Origin of the sequence: Caballeronia terrestris (genome assembly GCF_001544515.1) — a bacterium.
GTDB classification, from domain to species: Bacteria; Pseudomonadota; Gammaproteobacteria; order Burkholderiales; family Burkholderiaceae; genus Caballeronia; species Caballeronia terrestris.
This window is the reverse complement of sequence record NZ_FCOL02000002.1, coordinates 138,886-159,668: the sequence shown is the minus strand read 5'-3', so window position 1 is coordinate 159,668 and position 20,783 is coordinate 138,886. Positions and strand designations below refer to the sequence as shown.

Sequence of the window (20,783 nt, the reverse complement as noted above, 5' to 3'; positions counted from 1 at the left end):
CGGCTCAGAGCGCGTTGAGCGGTATTTTCAGATAAGTCGTGCCATTGCCCGCCGCTTCGGGGAATTGTCCTGCGCGGATGTTGATCTGGATCGCCGGCAGGATCAGCGTCGGCATGCCGAGCGTGGCGTCGCGCGCCTCGCGCATCGTGACGAATTCGTCCTCCGTCTTGCCCGCGCCGACGTGGATGTTGTGCAGCCGTTGCGCACCGACGGTCGTCTCCCAGTGCGGCGCGCGCGTCTCGGGCGGGTAGTCGTGGCAGACGAACAGACGCGTATCGGCGGGCAGCGCGAGCAGGCGCTGGATCGACCGGTAGAGCGTGCGCGCATTGCCGCCGGGGAAATCGCAACGCGCCGTACCGACGTCCGGCAAAAAGAGCGTATCCCCGACGAACACCGCATCGCCGATTCGGTACGCCATGTCGGCGGGCGTGTGGCCCGGCACGTACATCGCCGAGGCCTCCAGTCCGCCGATGCGGAACCGCTCGCCGTCGCTGAACAGATGATCGAACTGCGAGCCGTCGAGCTGGAACGCCGGCTCGAGGTCGAAGATCTTCTTGAACACGCCCTGCACGGTGCGGATCGATTCGCCGATCGCGATCTTGCCGCCAAGCTTGCGCTTCAGATACGGCGCCGCCGACAGATGATCGGCGTGCGCGTGCGTCTCCAGAATCCAGTCGACGGTGAGGCGCTGCGCTTCGATGAACGCGATGACGGCATCGGCGGAACGGGTCGAGGTGCGCGCGGCGTGCGGGTCGTAGTCGAGCACGGAATCGACGATCGCGCAGGGCGCGCCCGGCTGCGCGTATGCGACGTAGGTCATCGTGCCGGTGGTGAGGTCGTAGAAGGGCTGTATGGTCGGTTGCACGTTGTTCTCCCGAAGCTGGTCGGTTGTGCTGGTGACAGTATGCCGAAGATGCCGCTTCGCCACGACATTTGCTTACAACTGTCATAACTTTGAAGTACACGCGCTCGCCGGTCACCGCGTTATATCGCTCAGCATCCATTGGGAGATTGCTGACATGAGCGCTACACCGAACGTTTCCGTATCGACATCGACGTCCAGCCGTATTCACCCGCTCGTCGCGGCCGCAGCCGTCGCGGTGATCCTCGCGTGCGGCACCGGCGTCGCGGCGATGACCGGCCTCTTGCCGACGTCCAAAGCCGTTTCCCCGACGGCGACGTCCTCCCCAGTGATCGACACGCAAGCCGTCACGCCTCCTGCCCGCGTCGCAACCGTGACGCAAGCCGCGCCGCGCCCGCATCACGTTCCGTCGAAGGCGCAGCAGGGCTACGTGCCGGGCGAGGCGTCGCTGTCGCCCGTGCAAGCGCCCGCTTACGATCCGGCCGCAGGACAGGTCGTCGCCGTCAACGCGGTTCAGAGCGCCCAGCCGACGACCGGTATCGGCGCGATCGGCGGCGCGGTCGTCGGCGGGTTGGCGGGCACGCAGATCGGCAAGGGCCGCGGGAAGACCGCGGCGACGATCATCGGCGCGCTCGGGGGCGGTCTTGCGGGCAACACGATCGAGCACGCCGTGCACAAGGCGACGACGTATCAGGTGCAGGTCCGGATGGCGGACGGCAGCTATCGCAATTTCACGTATCAGGCCGATCCGGGCGTTCAGGTGGGGCAGCGGGTGCGCGTGGCGGGGGATTCGCTGGTGGCGTCTTGATTTGATGGGGGAAGGGCGGACCGCTACGATGGTAGCGGTTCCGTTTCGATAGGAACGCGAACGCTCGGCAGATCGTTATCCGATCCGGCGCGCGGCTTTCAGACCGGCGCCAGTCGAAGTGGGATTGCTAGCACTTTCCAGCTCACAGTCCTAAAACCCTTACTTCCCGATCCCAAGCAACTCGATTTCAAACGTCAGATCGCTGTTCGGCGGAATCGCTCCGACGCCCTTCTCGCCATAAGCGGTCGCGGCAGGGCACGTCAGTTTTGCCTTGCCGCCGACCTTGATCTTCTGCACGCCTTGCGTCCAGCACGGGATCACGCGTCCGAGCGGGAACGTCGCGGGGCCGCCGTGCTTGTCGGAGCTGTCGAATTCGGTGCCGTTCGCGAGCGTGCCGCGATAGTTGACGCGCACGACATCGTCGGCGGTCGGTTGCGGGCCGGTGCCCTGCGTGATGTGCTGGACGACGATGCCCGATGGCAGCTTCTCGGTCGCGCCGGTGGCGGCGAACGCCGTCGATGCGATGACGGATGCGGCAAGCAGGGCAATGGCAGATTTCATGCGGTAGTTCTCCGTGTTGTGAGGGGAATTCGACATCTTAGACTGCGGCGCGTTCGCTTCAGTCCGGGCACCCGAGTTGGGTCGCGAGATCGACGAGGTCACTCGCCACGAAGTTCCATGCTTGTTCGGCGCGGAGGTCGGTCGTCTGCGCCGGGCCGTGCTCGGCGGGTCTCGCGACGAACGCCGTTCTGAGCCCGCAGTCGCGCGCGGCCGCGAGGTCGCTGTTGTGCGCCGCGACCATGCAGACTTCGTTGCGTTCGAGCCCGAGAATGTCGACGGTATCGATATACACCGACGGCGACGGCTTGTACGCCCGCACGACTTCCGCGCCGAGAATTGCGTCCCAGGGGAGGCCGGCGCGCTTGGCCATGTCGAGCATCAGCCGGATGTTGCCGTTCGAGATCGGCGCGATCATGAAGCGGCGCTTGAGACGCACGAGGCCATCGACGGAATCGGGCCACGGATCCAGGCGATGCCACGCGAGGTTGAGTTCATCGAGTTCATGCGCAGGCGGTGGCGGTGCGATGCCGTAGCCGGATATCACCTTCACGAGGTTCTCGCGATGCAGGACGTCAAGCCGTACGAACGGGCGGCGTTTGCTGCGGATTTCCTCCATCGCGGGCGCGTATTCGCGACGCCAGGCATCGGCGAATTCGTGCGCATCGATCAACGGGGCGTGGCGTTCGATGAACGGCTGGGAATCGCGCGCGACGCCGCTGCGCCAATCGACCACGGTTCCGAAGACATCGAATAACAGAGCCTTGATTTCTGGCATTGCGATTCACCTCTTTGCCGGCGTAATCGGGCGAGTTTAGCGCAGCGGGCGAGGGAGACTCGGGACGCGTGTAAGACTATCGTCTGAACGTTCGGCAGCACACATTGGCCTCGGCGCAGTTCGGCAATACTGCTTCTGCGCTCGAGGGAAGTATGCGCGAGGAGAGATAACAAAAGAGTGGCAGCGGGTCGAGGCTGTCGGCAAAGGATAGCGTGATGGGACGCGACTCTTTGCCGAAAGTCGAGCCAGGCGCAATGGCCGTAGGGCCTTAGCTCTTATAACTATGTGGATTTCGGAAGCCGGCGATTGCCGGCTTTTCTTTGTGTGCTTGCGGACCCTGCAAACAAAAAAGCCGCCACTTCTTTCGAAGCAGCGGCTTTTTCTTGATGCTGGTGGCGAATCAGGGATTCGAACCCCGGACCTGCGGATTATGATTCCGTCGCTCTAACCGGCTGAGCTAATTCGCCTAAAGAGAGCAGGATTATGGAGATAGCCGGGAAGCCTGTCAACCCCTTCCCAGCACATTCCTACTGACATTTCGCGAAGAGCCGAAAAGTCGAAACCGTCAATCCGAGTCGTACACAGCCGAGTTGCGCGTCTCCTTGACGAACAGCATGCCGATCACGAACGTCGCGAGCGCGATCACGATCGGATACCACAGCCCAGAGTAAATGTTCCCTTTCGCCGCTACGATCGCGAACGCCGTCGCCGGCAGGAAGCCGCCGAACCAGCCATTGCCGATGTGATACGGCAGCGACATCGACGTATAGCGGATCCGCGCCGGGAACATCTCGACCAGCATCGCCGCAATCGGCCCGTAGACCATCGTCACGAAGATCACGAGGATCGTCAGCACCACGATCGCCATCGGCCAGTTGATCAGCGCCGGGTCGGCTTTCGCCGGGTAGCCCGCGCTCTTCAGCGTGCCCGAGAGCGTCTTGTCGAACGCCGCGCCCTTCGCCTTGGCGTCGGCGGCCTTGCCGTCGTACGTCTCGACGACCGTCTCGCCCACCTTGATCTGCGCGAGCGTGCCGGCCGGCGCCGCCAGGTTCTCATAGTTCAGCCCCGACTTCGACAGCGCGCTCTTGGCGATGTCGCACGATGACGTGAACTTCGACGTGCCCACCGGATTGAACTGGAACGAGCACTCGTCGGGATTGGCGATCACGACGATCGGCGACTTCAGCGTCGCGGCTTCGAGCGTCGGGTTCGTGTAGTGCGCGAGCGCCTTGAAGAGCGGGAAGTAGCAGAGCGCGGCGATCAGGCAGCCGGTCATGATGATCGGCTTGCGGCCGATGCGGTCCGACAGCGACCCGAAAAACACGAAGAACGGCGTGCCGATCAACAACGCGACCGCGACCATGATGTTCGCGCTCGTGCCATCGACCTTCAGCGTCTGCGTGAGGAAGAAGAGCGTGTAGAACTGCCCCGTATACCAGACGACCGCCTGGCCCGCCGTCAGGCCGAAGAGCGCGAGCAGCACGATCTTCAGATTCTTCCACTGGCCGAACGCTTCGGTCAGCGGCGCCTTCGACGTCTTGCCCTCGGCCTTGATGCGCTCGAACACCGGCGATTCGTGCAACTGCATCCGGATCCACACCGAGATGCCGAGCAGGATGATCGACGCGAGGAACGGCACGCGCCAGCCCCAGGCGCCGAACGTTTCCTCGCCGACCGCCGTGCGCACCGCGAGGATCACGAGCAGCGAGACGAAGAGGCCGAGCGTGGCCGTCGTCTGGATCCACGCGGTCCAGGCGCCGCGCTTGTTCGCAGGCGCGTGCTCCGCGACATACGTTGCCGCACCGCCGTATTCGCCGCCGAGCGCGAGGCCCTGCAGGAGCCGCATCGCGATGAAAATGACGGGCGCCGCGATGCCTATCGACGCGTAGCCGGGCAAAAAGCCGATCACGAACGTCGAGAGACCCATGATGACGATCGTCACGAGGAACGTGTACTTGCGCCCGACCATGTCGCCGAGCCGCCCGAACACGATCGCGCCGAACGGACGCACCGCGAAGCCGGCCGCGAAGCCCAGCAGGGTGAAGATGAAGCCGGCCGTTGGATTGACGCCGGAAAAGAACGTCCTGCTGATATAGACGGCGAGCGAGCCCGCCAGATAGAAGTCGTACCACTCGAACACCGTGCCGAGCGACGAGGCGAAGATCACCTTCTTCTCTTCGCCCGTCATCGGCGCGTGGGAAATGCGCCCCTCAACCGTAGCCATGAATCGTCTCCTGATTGTGATTTTCGAATCGGCTCGCGGATCCCCGTAGGCTCCGTGCAACGATTATTGGAGTCGAAACTTACGGCGTTCTGACGGCTGGTTTTATCGTGGGACGAAGCCGTATTTTAGGCAAAAATCGTCAAAGTGCCTGCAAGTTCTCTTAAAAGACAGATATCCAGCCTGCATCACGCATTTCGAATGATCGTTCGTAGGTTGCGTGCTCAGGGTTTATCCCGGGCAGGATAAACCCGCTGCAGGCTGACGCGAACCAGCGTCCCGGCAAGCCGTGGTGCTTCCTGATAGACATGATCCTCGAGTTCGAGCGTGCCGCCGTGCATCGCCACGATCTCCCGGACGATCGCGAGCCCAAGGCCGCTGCCATCGCCCTCGCGGCCGAGAATCCGGTAGAACCGCTCCACGACGCGCTCCCGCTCCGCCGCCGGAATCCCGAGCCCGGTGTCCTCCACTTCGAGATGGACGAGATCGAGATTGCGCTCGTCGGCCCGCACGCGCACGGTGATCCGGCCGCCCGGCGGCGTGTAGCGGATCGCGTTATCGATCAGGTTGGACAGCATTTCGCGCAGCATCACCACGTTGCCTTCCACCTCGACCGGTTGCGGCGGCTCCTCGTAACCGATGTCCATCCCCTTCGAGAGCGCCGCCTGCACCCAGTCGCGCACCGCCGAACGGGCGATATCCGTCAGCTCGACGCGCGAAAAAATCTGGCCGGTGGCGCGGTTCTCGGCTCGGGCGAGCGCGAGCAGTTGCGTGACGAGGCGCGCGGCATGCTCGGAACTCGTCGCGATCTGCTCGAGCGAGCGCTGGACTTCCGTCGAAACGTCCTGGCGCAGCGCGAGTTCCGCCTGCGTACGCAGGCCGGCGAGCGGCGTTTTCATCTGATGCGCGGCATCGGCGATGAAGCGTTTCTGGAACTCCATGTTCTGTTCGAGCCGCGTCAGCAAATCGTTGAACGACGCGACGAGCGGCGCGATCTCGGGCGGCGCGTGGCCGGCTTCGAGCGGTGAGAGATCGTCGGGGCGGCGCGCGCGGATGTTCGACTGCAGCGCGTGCAGCGGCGCGAGCCCGCGCGAGAGCCCGAACCACACGAGCACGATCGCGAGCGGCAGGATCACGAACTGCGGCAGGATCACGCCCTTGATGATGTCGTTGGCGAGCTGGCTGCGCTTGTCGAGCGTCTCGGCGACCTGCACGAGCACTGGCTCCGGCAGGGTCGGCAACTCGACCGTCGTGTACGCGATGCGGATGTCGTTGCCGCGCAAGACGTCATCCCGAAATTCGACGATGCCGGGCTGCGGGCGGTCGTCGTCGTGCGGGAGCGGCATGTCACGGTCGCCGCCGACGAGTTCGCCGCGCGTGCCGAGCACCTGGAAGAACACGCTGTCGACGTTGTCGGCGCGCAGGAAATCGCGCGTCGCCTCGGGCAGCCGCAACTCTGCGACGCCATTGACCGGCTGGATCTGGCGGGCGAGGACGTAGGCGTCGGCTTCGAGGGCGCGGTCGAACGGGCCGTTCGCGATCGACTTCGCGACGAGGTACGTCACGGCGATGCTCATCGGCCAGAGCAGAAGGAGCGGCGCGAGCATCCAGTCGAGGATTTCGCCGAAGAGCGAGCGCGGATGCGGCTCGCCTTCGGGCTCGAGCTCGTCGGGCGGGGCGAACGGGTTGGCGTAGCGGGCGTCGCGGACGGCGTCGGAATCTGCGCGGTCGGTGCCTGGATTACCGGGACCGCCGGGCGGGGAATCGCGCGACGCAGTGGCGGCGCGCTCGGTGGAAGCGGGCGACGCCATGCTGGCTCTACTTATAGTGAGGGCTCGTCGGCGCCGGGTTGCTGCCCGACGGATTGGCTTGACCGTTGGCGCCGTTTGCGCCCGACGCGCTCGTTGCGTTGCTCGCGGCCTTTTCGAGCGAATAGCCGAGTCCGCGGACCGTCATGATCTTCGCGCCGCTCGGCTCGATCTTCTTGCGCAGCCGGTGGACGTACACCTCGATCGCGTTGTTGCTGACTTCCTCGCCCCACTCGCACAGGTGATTGACGAGCTGTTCCTTCGACACCAGCCGCCCGATGCGCTGCAGCAGCACTTCGAGCACGCCCAATTCGCGCGCGGACAGCTCGATGATCTGCTCGTTGATATAGGCGATTCGCCCAACCTGGTCGAGCGAGAGCGAACCGTGCTTCACAACCGTCGGCCCGCCGCCTGCGCCGCGCCGCGTGAGCGCGCGCACGCGGGCTTCGAGTTCGTTGAGCGCGAAGGGTTTCGCCATGTAGTCGTCGGCGCCGAGATCGAGGCCTTTCACGCGCTCGTCGACGCTGTCGGCGGCGGTCAGGATCAGGACCGGCATCTGCGAATTGCGGGCGCGCAGACGGCGCAAAACCTCCAGACCCGACATCAGTGGCAGGCCGAGATCGAGGATCAGCAGGTCGAATGTTTGCAGCGTGAGCGCGGTGTCGGCTTCGGCGCCGTGCTTGACATGGTCGACGGCGTATCCCGATTGGCGGAGTGATCGAACCAACCCGTCCGCGAGTATGCTGTCGTCTTCGGCAATGAGGATTCGCATGTGATGTGCGCGGGGGCATTGCCGGCACCGCAATTCGCCCGGCGCGGCGGTCTCCAGGTGTTGTTGTGGTTCTTGCGGGTTCTTGCACGATTCGCGGGCGCTTAAAATGCGTCGCCCCGACGATCGGGCTTGCAAAAACTACTGTTTTTTTATACAGTGTCCGGATTAGTGCGACCGGCGGGTTCGGCCCCGCGCGCGCAATCTCAGACGCCGTTCATCATAGCAAAGGACGATTCATGGAAGAAAGCAAGAAAGGCCCGGGCGGGATGTCTGCAGAGAAGAGCAAGGCGCTGGCCGCCGCGCTTTCGCAGATCGAAAAGCAGTTCGGCAAAGGGTCGATCATGCGGCTCGGCGCGGGCGAAGTCGTCGAAGACATTCAGGTGGTGTCCACCGGTTCGCTCGGTCTGGACATCGCGCTCGGCGTCGGCGGCTTGCCGCGCGGGCGCGTGGTGGAAATCTATGGCCCGGAATCGTCGGGCAAGACCACACTCACGCTGCAGGTGATCGCCGAGATGCAGAAGATCGGCGGCACGGCGGCGTTCATCGACGCGGAACACGCGCTGGACGTGCAATACGCGCAGAAGCTGGGCGTGAACGCATCCGACCTGCTGATCTCGCAGCCGGACACGGGCGAACAGGCGCTGGAAATCGCTGATGCGCTGGTGCGCTCGGGTTCTATCGACATGATCGTGATCGACTCGGTCGCGGCGCTCGTGCCGAAGGCGGAAATCGAAGGCGAAATGGGCGACTCGCTGCCGGGTCTGCAGGCGCGGCTGATGTCGCAGGCGCTGCGCAAGCTTACGGGCACGATCAAGCGCACGAATTGCCTCGTGATCTTCATCAACCAGATCCGCATGAAGATCGGCGTGATGTTCGGCAATCCGGAAACCACCACGGGCGGTAACGCGTTGAAGTTCTACGCGTCGGTGCGTCTCGATATTCGCCGGATCGGCTCGATCAAGAAGAACGACGAAGTGATCGGCAATGAAACGCGCGTGAAGGTGGTGAAGAACAAGGTGGCGCCGCCGTTCCGTGAAGCGATCTTCGACATTCTTTATGGCGAGGGTATTTCGCGTCAGGGCGAAATCATCGATTTAGGCGTGCAGGCGAAACTCGTCGACAAGGCGGGGGCCTGGTACAGCTACAACGGCGAGCGGATCGGCCAGGGCAAGGACAACGCGCGTGAATTCCTGCGCGAAAATCCGGACATGGCGCGCGAAATCGAGAACAGGATTCGCGAGTCGTTGGGTGTCAACGCGATGGCGGACGCTGTTGTGACGGGCGTCGCGGTGGCGGGTGAGGAAGAGTAAGCGCTTGGGTCACCATCCAGGCTGCAAGCCATGATGCGCAAGAGCCGGTTCGGATCGAAGGTAGGCGGTGATGCACGCCGCGGTGAAGACCGGAGTCCGGATGGCTCGGCCGACGATGCTGTCGAAGGCGCTGATCGCTACGAGCGAAGCAGCGAACGACGCGGCGTTGGGGCCGGCGCATCGAAGGGTGCGAATGGCTGGGGACGCAAGAACGAACGCGCCGGCGCGGAGCAATCCGCGTCGGCGCGTCGTGTTTTGGGGGGCGGATTTTCACGTGGCGGGGCGTCGGGGGCGTCTGGGTCCGAGGGCGCAACGAGTGATGAGGTCTCGTCGGCTCGCGATCGTGCGCCGCTAGGCGGCCGCGCCTGGAGTCGCAAAGACGTACGACGCGCGGCATGCGACGAGCGCACTCCAGCGAACAACGCGCCATCCAGCGAATCAGCATTGCCACCCAGCACAGCAGCATTGACGCATAGCGAAGCATCATCGCCACCCAGCACAGCAGCATTGACGCATAGCGAAGCATCATCGCCACCCAGCACAGCAGCATTGACGCATAGCGAAGCATCATCGCCACCCAGCACAGCAGCATTGACGCATAGCGAAGCATCATCGCCACCCAGCACAGCAGCATTGACGCATAGCGAAGCATCATCAGCCCCGAGCAAAGGAATATCGCCACCCAGCGAAGCCTCATTGCCGCCCACCGAAGCAGCATTCGAAGCCGCCCGCAGCAGGCGGCTCGAACGCGCCCGCGCGTTGCTCGAGCAAACGCTGGAGAAGCCGCGCGAGGTGAAATCGACGAGCCCTGCGCCTTCAACGCTTCCCGCCTTCTCCGATCCCTTCGACGACGCCGACCCTTTCGAACCCTTCGAGCAGTGCGTGCCGGAGTCGAACATCGAGTCCGCACCGGAAGAATCCGTCTATAGCCGCTCGACTCAATCCCGCCGCAAACCGCCAAGCGCGGACGCCAAATCCAGCAAGCGTCCGCAGCGGTCGCTGAAGGGTCGCGCGCTTGGCTATCTGTCACGTCGGGAGCACAGCCGGGCGGAGTTGTCGCGCAAGCTGATGCCTTTCGTCCAGGAAGCCGAATCGCTCGAAACCTTGCTCGACGAGCTCGAACGCGACGGCTGGTTGTCGAATGAACGCTTCGTCGAGAGCGTCGTGCATCGGCGGGCGGGCCGCGTGGGCGCGAACGTGATCGTCAATGAACTGAAGCGACACGGCGTCGGGGAGGCGCTTATCCGCGAAACCGGCGACAAGCTGTCACAAACCGAGACGGCGCGCGCGCACGCCGTCTGGAGCAGAAAATACGGCACGCCGCCACAAAATTCGGCGGAGCGGGCGAAGCAGGCGCGCTTTCTCGCGGCGCGCGGTTTTTCGGGCGGAACTATCGCGAATGTGCTGAAAGGTGGCGACGATGAAGAATGGCTGCCTCAGTCAGCGGATGATTGATCGGTGGCGTGGGAATGAATGACAGGTCCCGCCGGCACTAAATTCACGCACCGTCGGCTCGGTCGGACACTTGGACGGTTCACCTGTCAAAGGATGTAAACCGTGATCCGCTGCATCGGAATGCGTGACCTTGCGCGTCCGGCGAATGATCCAGAATGCCAGCGGCTACGTCGGATTACATGACAGACCCGCCCGTTGATGAGTCTTGACCCATCATCGCCCACGTCCCGGGACATCCCGTCCTAGCACGCACGTGCCGAAGCCCATCCCAGCCCGAAATACCCAATATGCTAAAATTCACAAGTTTTCTCATCCGGCCTTCCTGACCTCGCATGCCGCTTTCGCCGCCCGTTTCCCGCCAGTTGCGCCATCGCCGCGCGATTCGACTGGAAGCCTTTGAGCGAGACGATGGATTGTGGGACATCGAAGCCCGTCTAACCGATGAAAAGCCGCGCGATGTCCATCTCGCGTCGGGCGTCCGGCCCAATGGCCTGCCGATCCATGAACTCTGGCTGCGCATCACCATCGACCGCAAGCTCACTATCGTCGACGCCGAAGCGTCGTCGGAATGGGCGCCCTATGGCGGTCTGTGTGCCGAGTCCAATCCTGTCTACCGTTCCCTCATCGGTCTCAATCTCCTCCAGAATTTTCGTCGCGAAGCCAATCGGCTGTTGCGCGGTACCGTCGGCTGCACGCATCTCACCGAGCTGTGCGCCGTCTTGCCGACGGCCGCCATCCAGGCGTTCGCGGGCGAAGTCTGGAGTATCGAGAACGGCAATCCAAAAGGGGAAGCCGCAGCCCCATCCGAAGAAAAACCGCCATTCCAGCTCGGTAGATGCAATGCGCTGCGCTTCGACGGCCCGGCAGTCGGCGAGTACTACCCGCGCTGGTTCGGCCATAAGCCGAGCGATCCGAACGAACCGGCCGGAATCGAAGAAAAGACAGGTTGATCAAACAAGACACAGCAAGACCGGCCCAGCCGGCTAGCGAAGAAACCAGCGGTCCATAAAAGCTTCAAGACAAGCGAAGTTCAATCCAACTCTCAGACTGAAGGAATCACGCATGAAGATTCACGAGTACCAGGGTAAGGAAATCCTGCGGAAATTCGGCGTCGCGGTCCCGCGCGGCAAGCCCGTGTTCTCGGTGGACGATGCGGTCAAGGCCGCGCAAGAGCTGGGCGGCCCGGTTTGGGTCGTCAAGGCGCAAATTCACGCTGGCGGCCGCGGCAAGGGCGGCGGCGTGAAGGTCGCGAAGTCGATCGACCAGGTTCGCGAATACGCGAACCAGATCCTCGGCATGCAGCTCGTCACCCATCAGACCGGCCCTGAAGGCCAGAAGGTGAACCGCCTGCTCATCGAGGAAGGCGCGGACATCAAGAAGGAACTGTACATCGGACTCGTGCTCGATCGCGTTTCGCAAAAAGTCGTTGTGATGGCGTCGAGCGAAGGCGGCATGGACATCGAGGAAGTCGCGGAAAAGACGCCGGAACTGCTGCACAAGTTCGCCGTCGAGCCGTCGACCGGCCTGCAGGACGCAGACGCCGACGACCTCGCGCGCAAGATCGGCATCCCCGATGCGTCGATCCCGCAAGCGCGCGCGATCCTGCAAGGTCTCTACAAGGCGTTCTGGGAAACCGACGCATCGCTCGCCGAAATCAACCCGCTGATCGTCACCGGCGACGGCAAGGTGATCGCGCTCGACGCCAAGTTCAACTTCGATTCGAACGCGCTGTTCCGTCATCCGGAGATCGTCGCGTATCGCGATATCGACGAAGAAGATCCGGCTGAAGTGGAAGCGTCGAAGTTCGACCTCGCGTACATCTCGCTCGACGGCAACATCGGGTGTCTGGTGAACGGCGCGGGCCTCGCGATGGCGACGATGGACACCATCAAGCTCTTCGGCGGCGAACCGGCGAACTTCCTGGACGTCGGCGGCGGCGCCACGACCGAGAAGGTGACGGAAGCCTTCAAGATCATGCTGAAGAACCCGAACCTGAAGGCGATCCTCGTCAACATCTTCGGCGGCATCATGCGCTGCGACGTGATCGCGGAAGGCGTGGTGACGGCTTCGAAGGCGGTGGCGCTGAAGGTGCCGCTCGTCGTGCGCATGAAGGGCACGAACGAAGACCTCGGCAAGAAGATTCTGGCGGACTCCGGCCTGCCGATCATCGCGGCCGACAGCATGGAAGAAGCTGCGCAGAAGGTCGTCGCCGCAGCCGAAGGCAAGTAAGCGCTTTTCGGGCATTCGAAAAGCACTTACGGGCGTTCCGTTCCACCAGATACGAATGGCGGCGCTCGTGTGCGCGTGAAACACGCGCAACGGGCGATGCCAAACGAACAGAGGTCACTACATGTCGATTCTGATCAACAAAGACACCAAGGTCATTACGCAGGGCATCACCGGCAAGACCGGTCAGTTCCATACGCGCGCGTGCCGCGAGTACGCGAACGGCCGCGAGGCCTACGTCGCGGGCGTGAACCCGAAGCGCGCGGGCGAAGATTTCGAAGGCATTCCGATCTACGCGAGCGTCGCCGAAGCGAAGGCTGAAACGGGTGCGACCGTCTCGGTCATCTACGTGCCGCCGGCAGGCGCTGCCGCCGCGATCTGGGAAGCCGTCGAGGCCGACCTCGATCTCGCGATCTGCATCACGGAAGGCATTCCGGTCCGCGACATGCTCGAGATCAAGGACCGCATGCGCCGCGAAAACCGCAAGACGCTGCTGCTCGGGCCGAACTGCCCGGGCACGATCACGCCGGACGAGCTCAAGATCGGCATCATGCCGGGTCACATCCACAAGAAGGGCCGAATCGGCGTCGTGTCGCGTTCGGGCACGCTGACGTACGAAGCGGTCGGCCAGTTGTCGGCGCTCGGTCTTGGCCAGTCGTCGGCGGTGGGGATCGGCGGCGATCCGATCAACGGGCTGAAGCACATCGACATCATGCAGATGTTCAACGACGATCCCGACACGGACGCCGTGATCATGATCGGCGAGATCGGCGGTCCGGACGAAGCCAACGCGGCCTACTGGATCAAGGACAACATGAAGAAGCCGGTGGTCGGCTTCATCGCGGGCGTGACGGCGCCTCCGGGCAAGCGCATGGGCCACGCCGGCGCGCTGATCTCGGGCGGTGCCGATACGGCGGACGCGAAGCTCGAAATCATGGATGCCTGTGGTATCAAGGTCACGAAGAACCCGTCGGAGATGGCGCGTTTGTTGAAATCGGTGATCTAGGGCCGATTCGGGCACGGTAAAGCGGCGGAAAGCGCGAGGGTTTGGTACTCTTACTAGACCCTTTCGTAAAAATGTCGATTCAAAAGCGAGGGAGCGTTGGCTTCCTCGCTTTTTTATTTCCGCGACTGTTTTCGCTCGTCCTTATCCGCCTTTTTCAATGCTCGAATTCTTTGCGACGCTCCACTGGGGCGCGGTCATCCAGATCATCATCATCGACATCCTGCTTGGCGGCGACAACGCCGTCGTGATCGCGCTCGCGTGCCGCAACCTGCCTGACCAGCAGCGTACGCGCGGCGTGCTGCTCGGCACGCTCGGCGCGATCCTGCTGCGCGTCGTGCTGATCGCGTTCGCGGTCGTGCTGCTCGACGTGCCGTTCCTCAAGTTCGTCGGTGGCCTGCTGCTGCTGTGGATCGGCATCAAGCTGATGATGCCGGGCCACGACGATCACCACATCACGTCGTCCGACCGGCTGTGGGCGGCGGTCAAGACGATCATCATCGCCGATGCCGTGATGAGTCTCGACAACGTGATCGCGATCGCCGGCGCTGCCGAGGCCGCCGATCCGCAACATCGGCTGACGCTCGTGATCTTCGGGCTCGTCGTGAGCATTCCGCTGATCGTGTGGGGTAGCACGCTGGTGCTGAAGCTGCTCGACCGCTTTCCGATCGTCGTCGCGTTGGGCGCAGGGCTGCTCGGCTGGATCGCGGGCGGGCTGATCATCGACGATCCGTTTATCGACCGCTGGCCCGCCCTCAACACGACGAGCGCGCTTTACGCGGCGCATATCGCGGGTGCGCTTATCGTGCTCGCGGCGGGCTGGTTCTTCCGGCGGCGCGCGCTGTCGTCGGGTTCGCGAAGCGCGACGAACTGACGGCCGAGGCGAGACGCAGCGTTGGCCGATCGGCCGACTGCCGCGCGCGCGCCCCTCTCAATACGATGAAAGCGTCCGGTCTGCACCGAGCAGGCCGGGCGCTTTTGTCTTTTGGGAGGATGAAAAATGATCTTGGCGATGGGCGGTATTGAAGCTGCAAGTGGTCTGCAGTGGTTTCGGAAACGAAGCACGGACCGGTTGGCGGCGGGTTTTACGCTGATCGAATTGATGATCGTGCTGGCGATCGTCGGCGTGGTCGCGGCGTACGCGATTCCGGCGTATCAGGACTATCTGGCACGCAGCAGGGTGGGCGAGGGGATGTCGCTGGCTTCGTCGGCGCGGCTGGCGGTCGCGGAGAATGCGGCGAGCGGCTCGGAGCTGGGCGGTGGTTACGCGTCGCCGCCGGGCACGCGCAACGTGGAGTCGATTCACGTCGACAGCGACAACGGCCAGGTGACGATCGCCTATTCGACGCGCGTAGCGCCTTCGGGCTCGAACACGTTGGTGCTCGTGCCATCGGCGCCCGACAACGCCGACTTGCCGACCAAGCGCATCGCGCTCGCGAAGGGCGTGGTCCAGCCGGGGTCGGTGACGTGGGAGTGCTTTGCGGGCGAGAAGACGGCGTCGTCGTTGCCGGCTCCGGGCGCGGGGCCGAATCCGGCCGAAGCGCCGACGCTGCCGGCGAATCTCGCGCCTCCGGAGTGCCGCGCCTGATGTGACGCGACAAGCGATGGACAGCGCGTCCGCGCTGTCCATCGTTCGAAAACGCCGCGTCATGGCGAACGCACAACGATTCCCCGACGATTCCCGCCGATTTCGCGGCATTTCGGCCGGAGCGCCGGACAGTGCGGGTAATTTTTTGTATAGTGCGCCGGTCCCCGACGTTCCCAGCCGCCATGCCTTCACAATTCGCGCGTTTTCTTGCTCTTGCCGCTCTTTGTCTCGCGTTGACGATTCCTTACGCCGTCGTCAACCACACCTATCCGATCCCGACCTTCTACGCCGAATACAGCGCGCTCGTCCTGTATCTCGCGCTCGGCGCGACGGTGGCGCTCCTCGTGCGCGTGAACGAGCCGCGCGTTCCTTTCGCCACGCCGATGATCGCGCTGATGCCGCTCGCCTTCGGTCTCCTGCTGATCGCGCAGACGGCGCTGCTGCCGGTCGCGCAGCCGTCGCTGAACTGGCTCGGAGGCGGTTATCTGCTTGCGTCGTTCGTGACGGTGCATACGGGCTTCGGCCTCGCGCGCGCCGGTCTTGCTGAAAAGGCGCTGCGCTGGAGCGCGGCGGCGTTGATCGTCGGCGGGTTGTTTGCCGTGTTTTGCCAGATCGTGCAGTTGCTGCACATGGAGGCGAAGTTCACGCCGTTCATCGTCGCGTACAACGTGATGATCGAGCGCCGGCCGTTCGGCAACATGGCGCAGGCCAATCACCTCGCGACCTACATCGCGTTCGCGATGGCGGGCGCGCTCTATTTCGTGCAGTCGCGGCGGCTGCCGGTGATCGCGTGGCTCGTCTTGTCGACGATTTTTTCCGTCGGACTCGCGCTGACCGTGTCGCGCGGACCGTGGTTGCAGATGGCGGTGGTCGTCGTCGCCGGGTTCTGGATGGCGTTCGTGCTTGGACGGCCTTCCGTGTTGGGCGAAAGCGACCTGCCGGGGAAGCGCGACATGCGCGCGTGGCTACTGCCGGCCGTGCTCGCCGTGCTGTTTTTTGCGGTGAACATCGCGATCCGCTGGGCGAATTTGCGTTTCAACCTGGATCTCGCGCAGTCAGCGGCGGAGCGCATGCAGGACGCGAACCAGATCGCGCCGCGGCTCGCGCTGTGGAAATACGGCTGGACGATGTTCAAGACGCATCCGCTGCTAGGCGTCGGTTGGGGCGAGTTTCCGCGCTATCAGTTCGACTTCGTGCGGGAACTGGGCGGCGTCGAGATCGCGAACAACGCGCACGACATCTTCATCGATCTGCTTGCGAAAACCGGTGCGCTCGGGCTCGGGATTTTGCTGCTCGGCGTGATCACGTGGTTCGTGCGCGTAGTTCGCGCCCCTCAGACGCCCGCGTGGATTTTCGGCCTCGCGCTGCTCGGCGTGCTGATGATGCATGCGCTCGTCGAGTATCCGCAGCAGTACATGTTCTTCCTGATGCCGGCGATGCTCGTCTTTGGCCTGCTCGAGACGCGCGCGCTGCGACTCGTCGCGCGGCCGGTGTCGTATGGGCTTTACACGATTCTCGTGGTCGGCGGGCTCGCGGCGTTGTATCCCGTGCTGCGCGACTACAACCGCGCGGAGGTGCTGTATTACGGGTCGCGGCCGGCGGAACAGTATCGGAACGATCCGTCGTTTCTGTTTCGTGCGTGGGGGGAATACGGCGCGGCGACGCTGCTTCCGATGAACGGCCAGAACCTCGCCGAGAAGCTCGCGATGCACCAGCAGGCGCTGGCGCTGCTTCCCGGTGAGACGGTGCTGCGACGGTTGGCGGTGCTGCAGGCGCTGGCGGGCGAACGCGACGCCGCGCTCGATACGGTCGCGCGCCTGAAGATTTTCGCGACGCAATTGCACGACTGGCCGAAGCAACTGGCGGCGGTTTATCAGTTGCTCGACGAGCAGGGCAAGCCGATGGCTTCTTTCAAGGCGGAGTTGGTGAGGATTTATGGGGTGCCGGCGGCGGAAGCTACTTCGTCGTCGGAAGATGAGGATGATGGGGAGGAGTGAGGCGGCTCAGGCCGGCGCCACCCAATCCCCCGACTTCCCCCCATGCTTCTCCATGACCTTCACGTTCGTGATGGTCATTCCCCGATCGACCGCCTTGCACATGTCGTAAATCGTCAGCAAGCCGACTTGCACGGCGGTCAGCGCTTCCATCTCCACGCCCGTTCGCCCGACCGTCTCCACGCGCACTTCGCAGTGCACGCCGGGGAGCGCGTCATCGATGGCGAAATCGACCGCGACGCGCGTCAGCGCGAGCGGATGGCACAGCGGGATCAGGTCGGCGGTGCGCTTTGCGCCCTGAATCGCCGCGATCCGCGCGACGCCGAGCACGTCGCCTTTCTTCGCGCGGCCTTCGCGGATCAGCGCGAGCGTGTTGTCGAGCATCGCGATCGACCCGCGCGCGACGGCGATGCGGCGCGTCTCGCCCTTGTCGCCGACATCGACCATGTGCGCTTCGCCAGAAGCATCGAAATGAGTAAGTCCGGACATTGCGTCTCCTGTGTCGACGAGAGTTAGCGCTTTAGCGCTTACTCTCGTCCCATGCAGAGCATCGACGAGAGTTAGCGCTAAAGCGCTTACTCTGGTCCCATGCAGAGTATCGACGAGAGTTAGCGCTTTAGCGCTCACTCTGGTCCCATGCAGAGTATCGACGAGAGTTAGCGCTTTAGCGCTTTCTGGCCCTATGCGAGTAATTGCTTCAGCCATTCAAATGGGGGCTCATCATACCAAGCCGTTGTTTTCCACGGCGCGTTGAGAATTCCTGCCCGCGCGGCGTTTTGGACCGTCGGGCGCTGGCACGCTCGGAAGCACCAGCAGACGCCAACCAGGCAAAAACCCTCGCACCCGAATTCCCCCCAACACTTGATACGATAAGCTCGTTTCGAAGATCGAGCCCGATACCCGCGCCGTCCTCCTGCGCGCCCCGTCCTCCATGCGTCCGAATCGTTTTCTGATCGCCGTGCTGTGCCTGAGTCTCGCCGTGCCGCCCGCGACGCTCGGGCAGACGCCCGCGAGCGCGACGCCATCGACCGCCCGTACCCAAACCGCGACGTTAGCCGCCGACGCCCTGCGCGCATCGCCACCCAACACCGCCCCTGCGAACGTCGCAGAGGGTGTCTTCGGCGTCTACGGCGGCGCGGAAAGTCGCTTCGCCAACCGCCCAGGCGAGATGAGCGGCGCGGCCAGCCTGCGCGCGCCGCTCTCGGCCGTTCAACTCCCCGATCTCGGCGACGGCTCGGGCGGCACGCTCACGCCCCAAGCCGAACGCCGTCTCGGCGAGCGCCTGATGCGCGAATTGCGCCGCGACCCTGACTATCTCGACGACTGGCTCGTGCGCGACTACCTGAATTCAGTGTCGTCGAAGCTGTCGGCGGCGGCGGTGACGCAGTATCTCGGCGGCTACGCCCCGGACTTCGATCTCTTCGCCGTGCGCGATCCGCAGATCAACGCGTTCTCGATGCCGGGCGGGTTCATCGGTGTGAACACGGGGCTGATCGCCGCGACGCAGACGGAGTCGGAACTGGCATCGGTCGTTGGGCATGAAATGGGGCACGTTTTGCAGCGGCACATCGCGCGGATGCTCGGCGCGCAGGAGCGCAGCACGTACGCCGCGCTCGCCGCGATGCTGGCCGGGCTGCTGGCGGGCCTCGCCACGAGGAGCGGCGATCTCGGCATGGGCATCGCGATGGGCGGGCAGGCGTTCGCCGTCGACAGCCAGTTGCGCTTTTCGCGCGCTGCCGAGCACGAGGCGGACCGCGTCGGCTTCCAGATGCTGAGCGCGGCCGGCTACGACCCCTACGCGATGACGGCTTTCTTCGATCGCCTCGACCGCTCGACGATGGGCGACAACGGCGTGCCGCCCTACGCGCGGACGCACCCGCTGACGGGCGAGCGCATCGCCGACATGGAGGACCGCGCGCGGCGCGTGCCGTACCGGCAGCCGCGGCAGTCGGCGGAATACGGGTTCGTGCGGGCGCGCGCACGGGTGCTGCAGGTGAGTTCGCCGAGTGACTATCGCGATATCGCGAGCCGGCTCAAGTCGGAAATCGAGGACCAGACCGCGCTGAATGCGGCGGCGAATTGGTATGGGATTGCGCTCGCGCAGTCGTTGATGGGGGATTACGGGGCGGCTAGTGAGGCGCTGGGGAAGGCGCGGCGGTTGTTTGAAGGCGAGCAGGCGAGCACGGTGGTGGCGGCGGCGCAGGCGGAGAGGTCGGAGCCGGTGGTAGGGGTGGCAGATCAGGCGCCGCCGAACAAGGCGGCGAAGCGCGGCGCGCAAGCGGGCGCGGCGGGGCGCGGATCTGCGATTGCGCCGCGGCCGGCGGCTGTGTCCCGTGGTTCTGCGGCCGCATCGAGCAGTCTTGCGACGACGGTTCCCGGATCGAACGCTGCGCCGCGCGGTCTTGCGGCTGCTCCCGGATCAGGCGCGACGCCGAACAGTCTTGCGACCGTTCCCGGATCGGATGCCGCGCCAAGCAGTGTTGCCACCATCCCCAAATCAGGCGCTGCGCCTGGCAGTCTCGCCACAGTTCTTGGGTCAAGCGTGACGTCGAGCAATCTCGCCACTACCCCCGCATCCAATGCCCCGCTACGCCGATCGGCGGCTGTTTCCGAATCAAGCGTCGCGGCTCGTAGTTCCGCTACGAGTCCCAAATCAGCCGCCGCGCCCGGCGCGTCCACCTCGGCGTCGCAATCCGCAGCCGCCCCCCGCGATCTCCCCGCTTTGTCACCAATCGAGGTCGTGGCTCACCGCCCACCGAACGCCGCGCCGCCGAACCTCGCACCTGCCGCCGCGAGTGCCGCGCCGCACATCTCGTCATCGCAACAAGCACGCAGCTCCCCCAGCCTCGACGTCCTCGCCGCCGACATCGCCCGCCGCGCTGGCCGCAGCGACGACGCGGTCCGCCTCGCCGAAATAGCGCAACAACGCTGGCCGCAGTCCCACGCCGCGATCGACATGCACTTGCAGACGCTGATTGCCGCGCGCCGCTTCGCCGAAGCGCAGGCGCTTGCGAAGGAAGAAACACGCGCCGAGCCGACGCGTCCCGACTGGTGGTACTACCTGGCGCAATCGAGCGTCGGGCTGAACGATCCGTTTCAGCAGCATCAGGCGATGGCGGAGAAATTCGCACTCGACGGCGCATGGCCGTCCGCGATCCGCCAGTTGAAGGAAGCGCGCGACGTAAAAACCGCGAGTTTCTACGATCTATCGACGATTTCAGCGCGTTTGCGCGATTTCGAGGCGCGCTACAGGGAAGAGCGTGAACTGGAAAAGAACGGCTAGCGGGCAGCGACCGCGCTCGCAACAGAACTGCGCGTTGCTTTCTGCGATTCAGCGGTAGAAAGGCGCAAGCGAAGTCAAAACCGCGAGCTTTCAACCATCTCTGAACGCGAAGGCCGC

General features: G+C 64.2%; 17 protein-coding genes and 1 tRNA gene. 10 read left to right on the top strand and 8 right to left on the bottom strand.

The annotated features are described in order from the left end of the window. Positions 1-4: 4 nt before the first annotated feature. Positions 5-865 (bottom strand): MBL fold metallo-hydrolase, encoded by an 861-nt coding sequence (locus AWB67_RS02500; protein WP_087654659.1) that lies wholly within the window; start codon positions 863-865, stop codon positions 5-7. 154 nt (positions 866-1,019) lie between these two features. Here AWB67_RS02500 and AWB67_RS02495 point away from each other — a divergent pair, with 154 nt between their 5' ends. Further along, positions 1,020-1,670, top strand: a complete 651-nt coding sequence (locus AWB67_RS02495; protein ID WP_087654658.1) for a glycine zipper 2TM domain-containing protein — start codon at positions 1,020-1,022, stop codon at positions 1,668-1,670. A gap of 159 nt (positions 1,671-1,829) precedes the next feature. Here AWB67_RS02495 and AWB67_RS02490 read toward each other — a convergent pair whose 3' ends face one another. The 6 genes from AWB67_RS02490 to AWB67_RS02465 all read right to left on the bottom strand — a co-directional run bounded on the left by AWB67_RS02490 (position 1,830) and on the right by AWB67_RS02465 (position 7,807). Further along, positions 1,830-2,231: an FKBP-type peptidyl-prolyl cis-trans isomerase gene (locus AWB67_RS02490; protein ID WP_087654657.1), complete on the bottom strand. Its 402-nt coding sequence runs from the start codon at positions 2,229-2,231 to the stop codon at positions 1,830-1,832. A 58-nt stretch (positions 2,232-2,289) separates the two neighbouring features. Next, the gene (locus tag AWB67_RS02485; protein WP_087654656.1) at positions 2,290-3,006 is read right to left on the bottom strand and encodes a haloacid dehalogenase type II; all 717 of its coding nucleotides are present in this window, start codon (positions 3,004-3,006) and stop codon (positions 2,290-2,292) included. Between the two features lie 390 nt (positions 3,007-3,396). Then, positions 3,397-3,473 (bottom strand) — tRNA-Met (locus AWB67_RS02480). A 98-nt stretch (positions 3,474-3,571) separates the two neighbouring features. Further along, the gene (locus AWB67_RS02475) at positions 3,572-5,230 is read right to left on the bottom strand and encodes an MFS transporter (protein WP_087654655.1); all 1,659 of its coding nucleotides are present in this window, start codon (positions 5,228-5,230) and stop codon (positions 3,572-3,574) included. Between the two features lie 221 nt (positions 5,231-5,451). After that, on the bottom strand, positions 5,452-7,038 hold the full coding sequence (locus AWB67_RS02470; RefSeq protein ID WP_087654654.1) for a sensor histidine kinase N-terminal domain-containing protein: 1,587 nt from the start codon (positions 7,036-7,038) through the stop codon (positions 5,452-5,454). A gap of 7 nt (positions 7,039-7,045) precedes the next feature. Continuing rightward, complete coding sequence (locus tag AWB67_RS02465; protein WP_087654653.1) at positions 7,046-7,807, bottom strand: response regulator; 762 nt, start codon at positions 7,805-7,807, stop codon at positions 7,046-7,048. Positions 7,808-8,043: 236 nt separating this feature from the next. Here AWB67_RS02465 and recA point away from each other — a divergent pair, with 236 nt between their 5' ends. From recA to AWB67_RS02420, 8 genes are all read left to right on the top strand, one after another. Further along, the gene (gene recA / locus AWB67_RS02460; RefSeq protein WP_087654652.1) at positions 8,044-9,117 is read left to right on the top strand and encodes a recombinase RecA; all 1,074 of its coding nucleotides are present in this window, start codon (positions 8,044-8,046) and stop codon (positions 9,115-9,117) included. A 549-nt stretch (positions 9,118-9,666) separates the two neighbouring features. After that, positions 9,667-10,572: a recombination regulator RecX gene (gene recX, locus AWB67_RS02450; RefSeq protein ID WP_445344207.1), complete on the top strand. Its 906-nt coding sequence runs from the start codon at positions 9,667-9,669 to the stop codon at positions 10,570-10,572. 332 nt (positions 10,573-10,904) lie between these two features. After that, positions 10,905-11,522 carry a DUF2889 domain-containing protein gene (locus AWB67_RS02445; protein WP_087654650.1) on the top strand — a complete coding sequence of 206 codons (618 nt, stop codon included), beginning with the start codon at positions 10,905-10,907 and terminating at the stop codon, positions 11,520-11,522. A 97-nt stretch (positions 11,523-11,619) separates the two neighbouring features. Beyond that, on the top strand, positions 11,620-12,801 hold the full coding sequence (gene sucC, locus AWB67_RS02440; protein WP_327365224.1) for an ADP-forming succinate--CoA ligase subunit beta: 1,182 nt from the start codon (positions 11,620-11,622) through the stop codon (positions 12,799-12,801). 121 nt (positions 12,802-12,922) lie between these two features. Further along, entirely contained in the window at positions 12,923-13,804 is an 882-nt protein-coding gene (sucD, locus tag AWB67_RS02435) for a succinate--CoA ligase subunit alpha (RefSeq protein WP_087654648.1), read from the top strand. A 157-nt stretch (positions 13,805-13,961) separates the two neighbouring features. After that, entirely contained in the window at positions 13,962-14,675 is a 714-nt protein-coding gene (locus AWB67_RS02430) for a TerC family protein (protein WP_087654647.1), read from the top strand. Between the two features lie 138 nt (positions 14,676-14,813). Beyond that, on the top strand, positions 14,814-15,389 hold the full coding sequence (locus AWB67_RS02425; protein ID WP_200822156.1) for a pilin: 576 nt from the start codon (positions 14,814-14,816) through the stop codon (positions 15,387-15,389). A gap of 182 nt (positions 15,390-15,571) precedes the next feature. After that, positions 15,572-17,386, top strand: a complete 1,815-nt coding sequence (locus AWB67_RS02420) for a PglL family O-oligosaccharyltransferase (RefSeq protein WP_087654645.1) — start codon at positions 15,572-15,574, stop codon at positions 17,384-17,386. 6 nt (positions 17,387-17,392) lie between these two features. Here AWB67_RS02420 and moaC read toward each other — a convergent pair whose 3' ends face one another. Beyond that, positions 17,393-17,872, bottom strand: coding sequence for a cyclic pyranopterin monophosphate synthase MoaC (gene moaC, locus AWB67_RS02415; RefSeq protein WP_087654644.1), 480 nt, complete (start codon positions 17,870-17,872; stop codon positions 17,393-17,395). 442 nt (positions 17,873-18,314) lie between these two features. Between moaC and AWB67_RS41700 the strand changes: the two genes are divergently transcribed. Then, positions 18,315-20,666: a M48 family metalloprotease gene (locus AWB67_RS41700; RefSeq protein ID WP_235025009.1), complete on the top strand. Its 2,352-nt coding sequence runs from the start codon at positions 18,315-18,317 to the stop codon at positions 20,664-20,666. The last annotated feature ends 117 nt before the right edge of the window (positions 20,667-20,783 follow it).

Coding starts and splice junctions, on each gene's coding strand:
- AWB67_RS02420 (WP_087654645.1), top strand. CDS start 15,572: ATGCCTTCACAATTCGCGCGTTTTCTTGCTCTTGCCGCTCTTTGTCTC.
- AWB67_RS02465 (WP_087654653.1), bottom strand. CDS start 7,807: ATGCGAATCCTCATTGCCGAAGACGACAGCATACTCGCGGACGGGTTG.
- AWB67_RS02485 (WP_087654656.1), bottom strand. CDS start 3,006: ATGCCAGAAATCAAGGCTCTGTTATTCGATGTCTTCGGAACCGTGGTC.
- AWB67_RS02430 (WP_087654647.1), top strand. CDS start 13,962: ATGCTCGAATTCTTTGCGACGCTCCACTGGGGCGCGGTCATCCAGATC.
- AWB67_RS02490 (WP_087654657.1), bottom strand. CDS start 2,231: ATGAAATCTGCCATTGCCCTGCTTGCCGCATCCGTCATCGCATCGACG.
- AWB67_RS02425 (WP_200822156.1), top strand. CDS start 14,814: ATGGGCGGTATTGAAGCTGCAAGTGGTCTGCAGTGGTTTCGGAAACGA.
- AWB67_RS02495 (WP_087654658.1), top strand. CDS start 1,020: ATGAGCGCTACACCGAACGTTTCCGTATCGACATCGACGTCCAGCCGT.
- AWB67_RS02445 (WP_087654650.1), top strand. CDS start 10,905: ATGCCGCTTTCGCCGCCCGTTTCCCGCCAGTTGCGCCATCGCCGCGCG.
- sucD (WP_087654648.1), top strand. CDS start 12,923: ATGTCGATTCTGATCAACAAAGACACCAAGGTCATTACGCAGGGCATC.
- recA (WP_087654652.1), top strand. CDS start 8,044: ATGGAAGAAAGCAAGAAAGGCCCGGGCGGGATGTCTGCAGAGAAGAGC.
- AWB67_RS02470 (WP_087654654.1), bottom strand. CDS start 7,038: ATGGCGTCGCCCGCTTCCACCGAGCGCGCCGCCACTGCGTCGCGCGAT.
- AWB67_RS41700 (WP_235025009.1), top strand. CDS start 18,315: ATGCGTCCGAATCGTTTTCTGATCGCCGTGCTGTGCCTGAGTCTCGCC.
- AWB67_RS02475 (WP_087654655.1), bottom strand. CDS start 5,230: ATGGCTACGGTTGAGGGGCGCATTTCCCACGCGCCGATGACGGGCGAA.
- moaC (WP_087654644.1), bottom strand. CDS start 17,872: ATGTCCGGACTTACTCATTTCGATGCTTCTGGCGAAGCGCACATGGTC.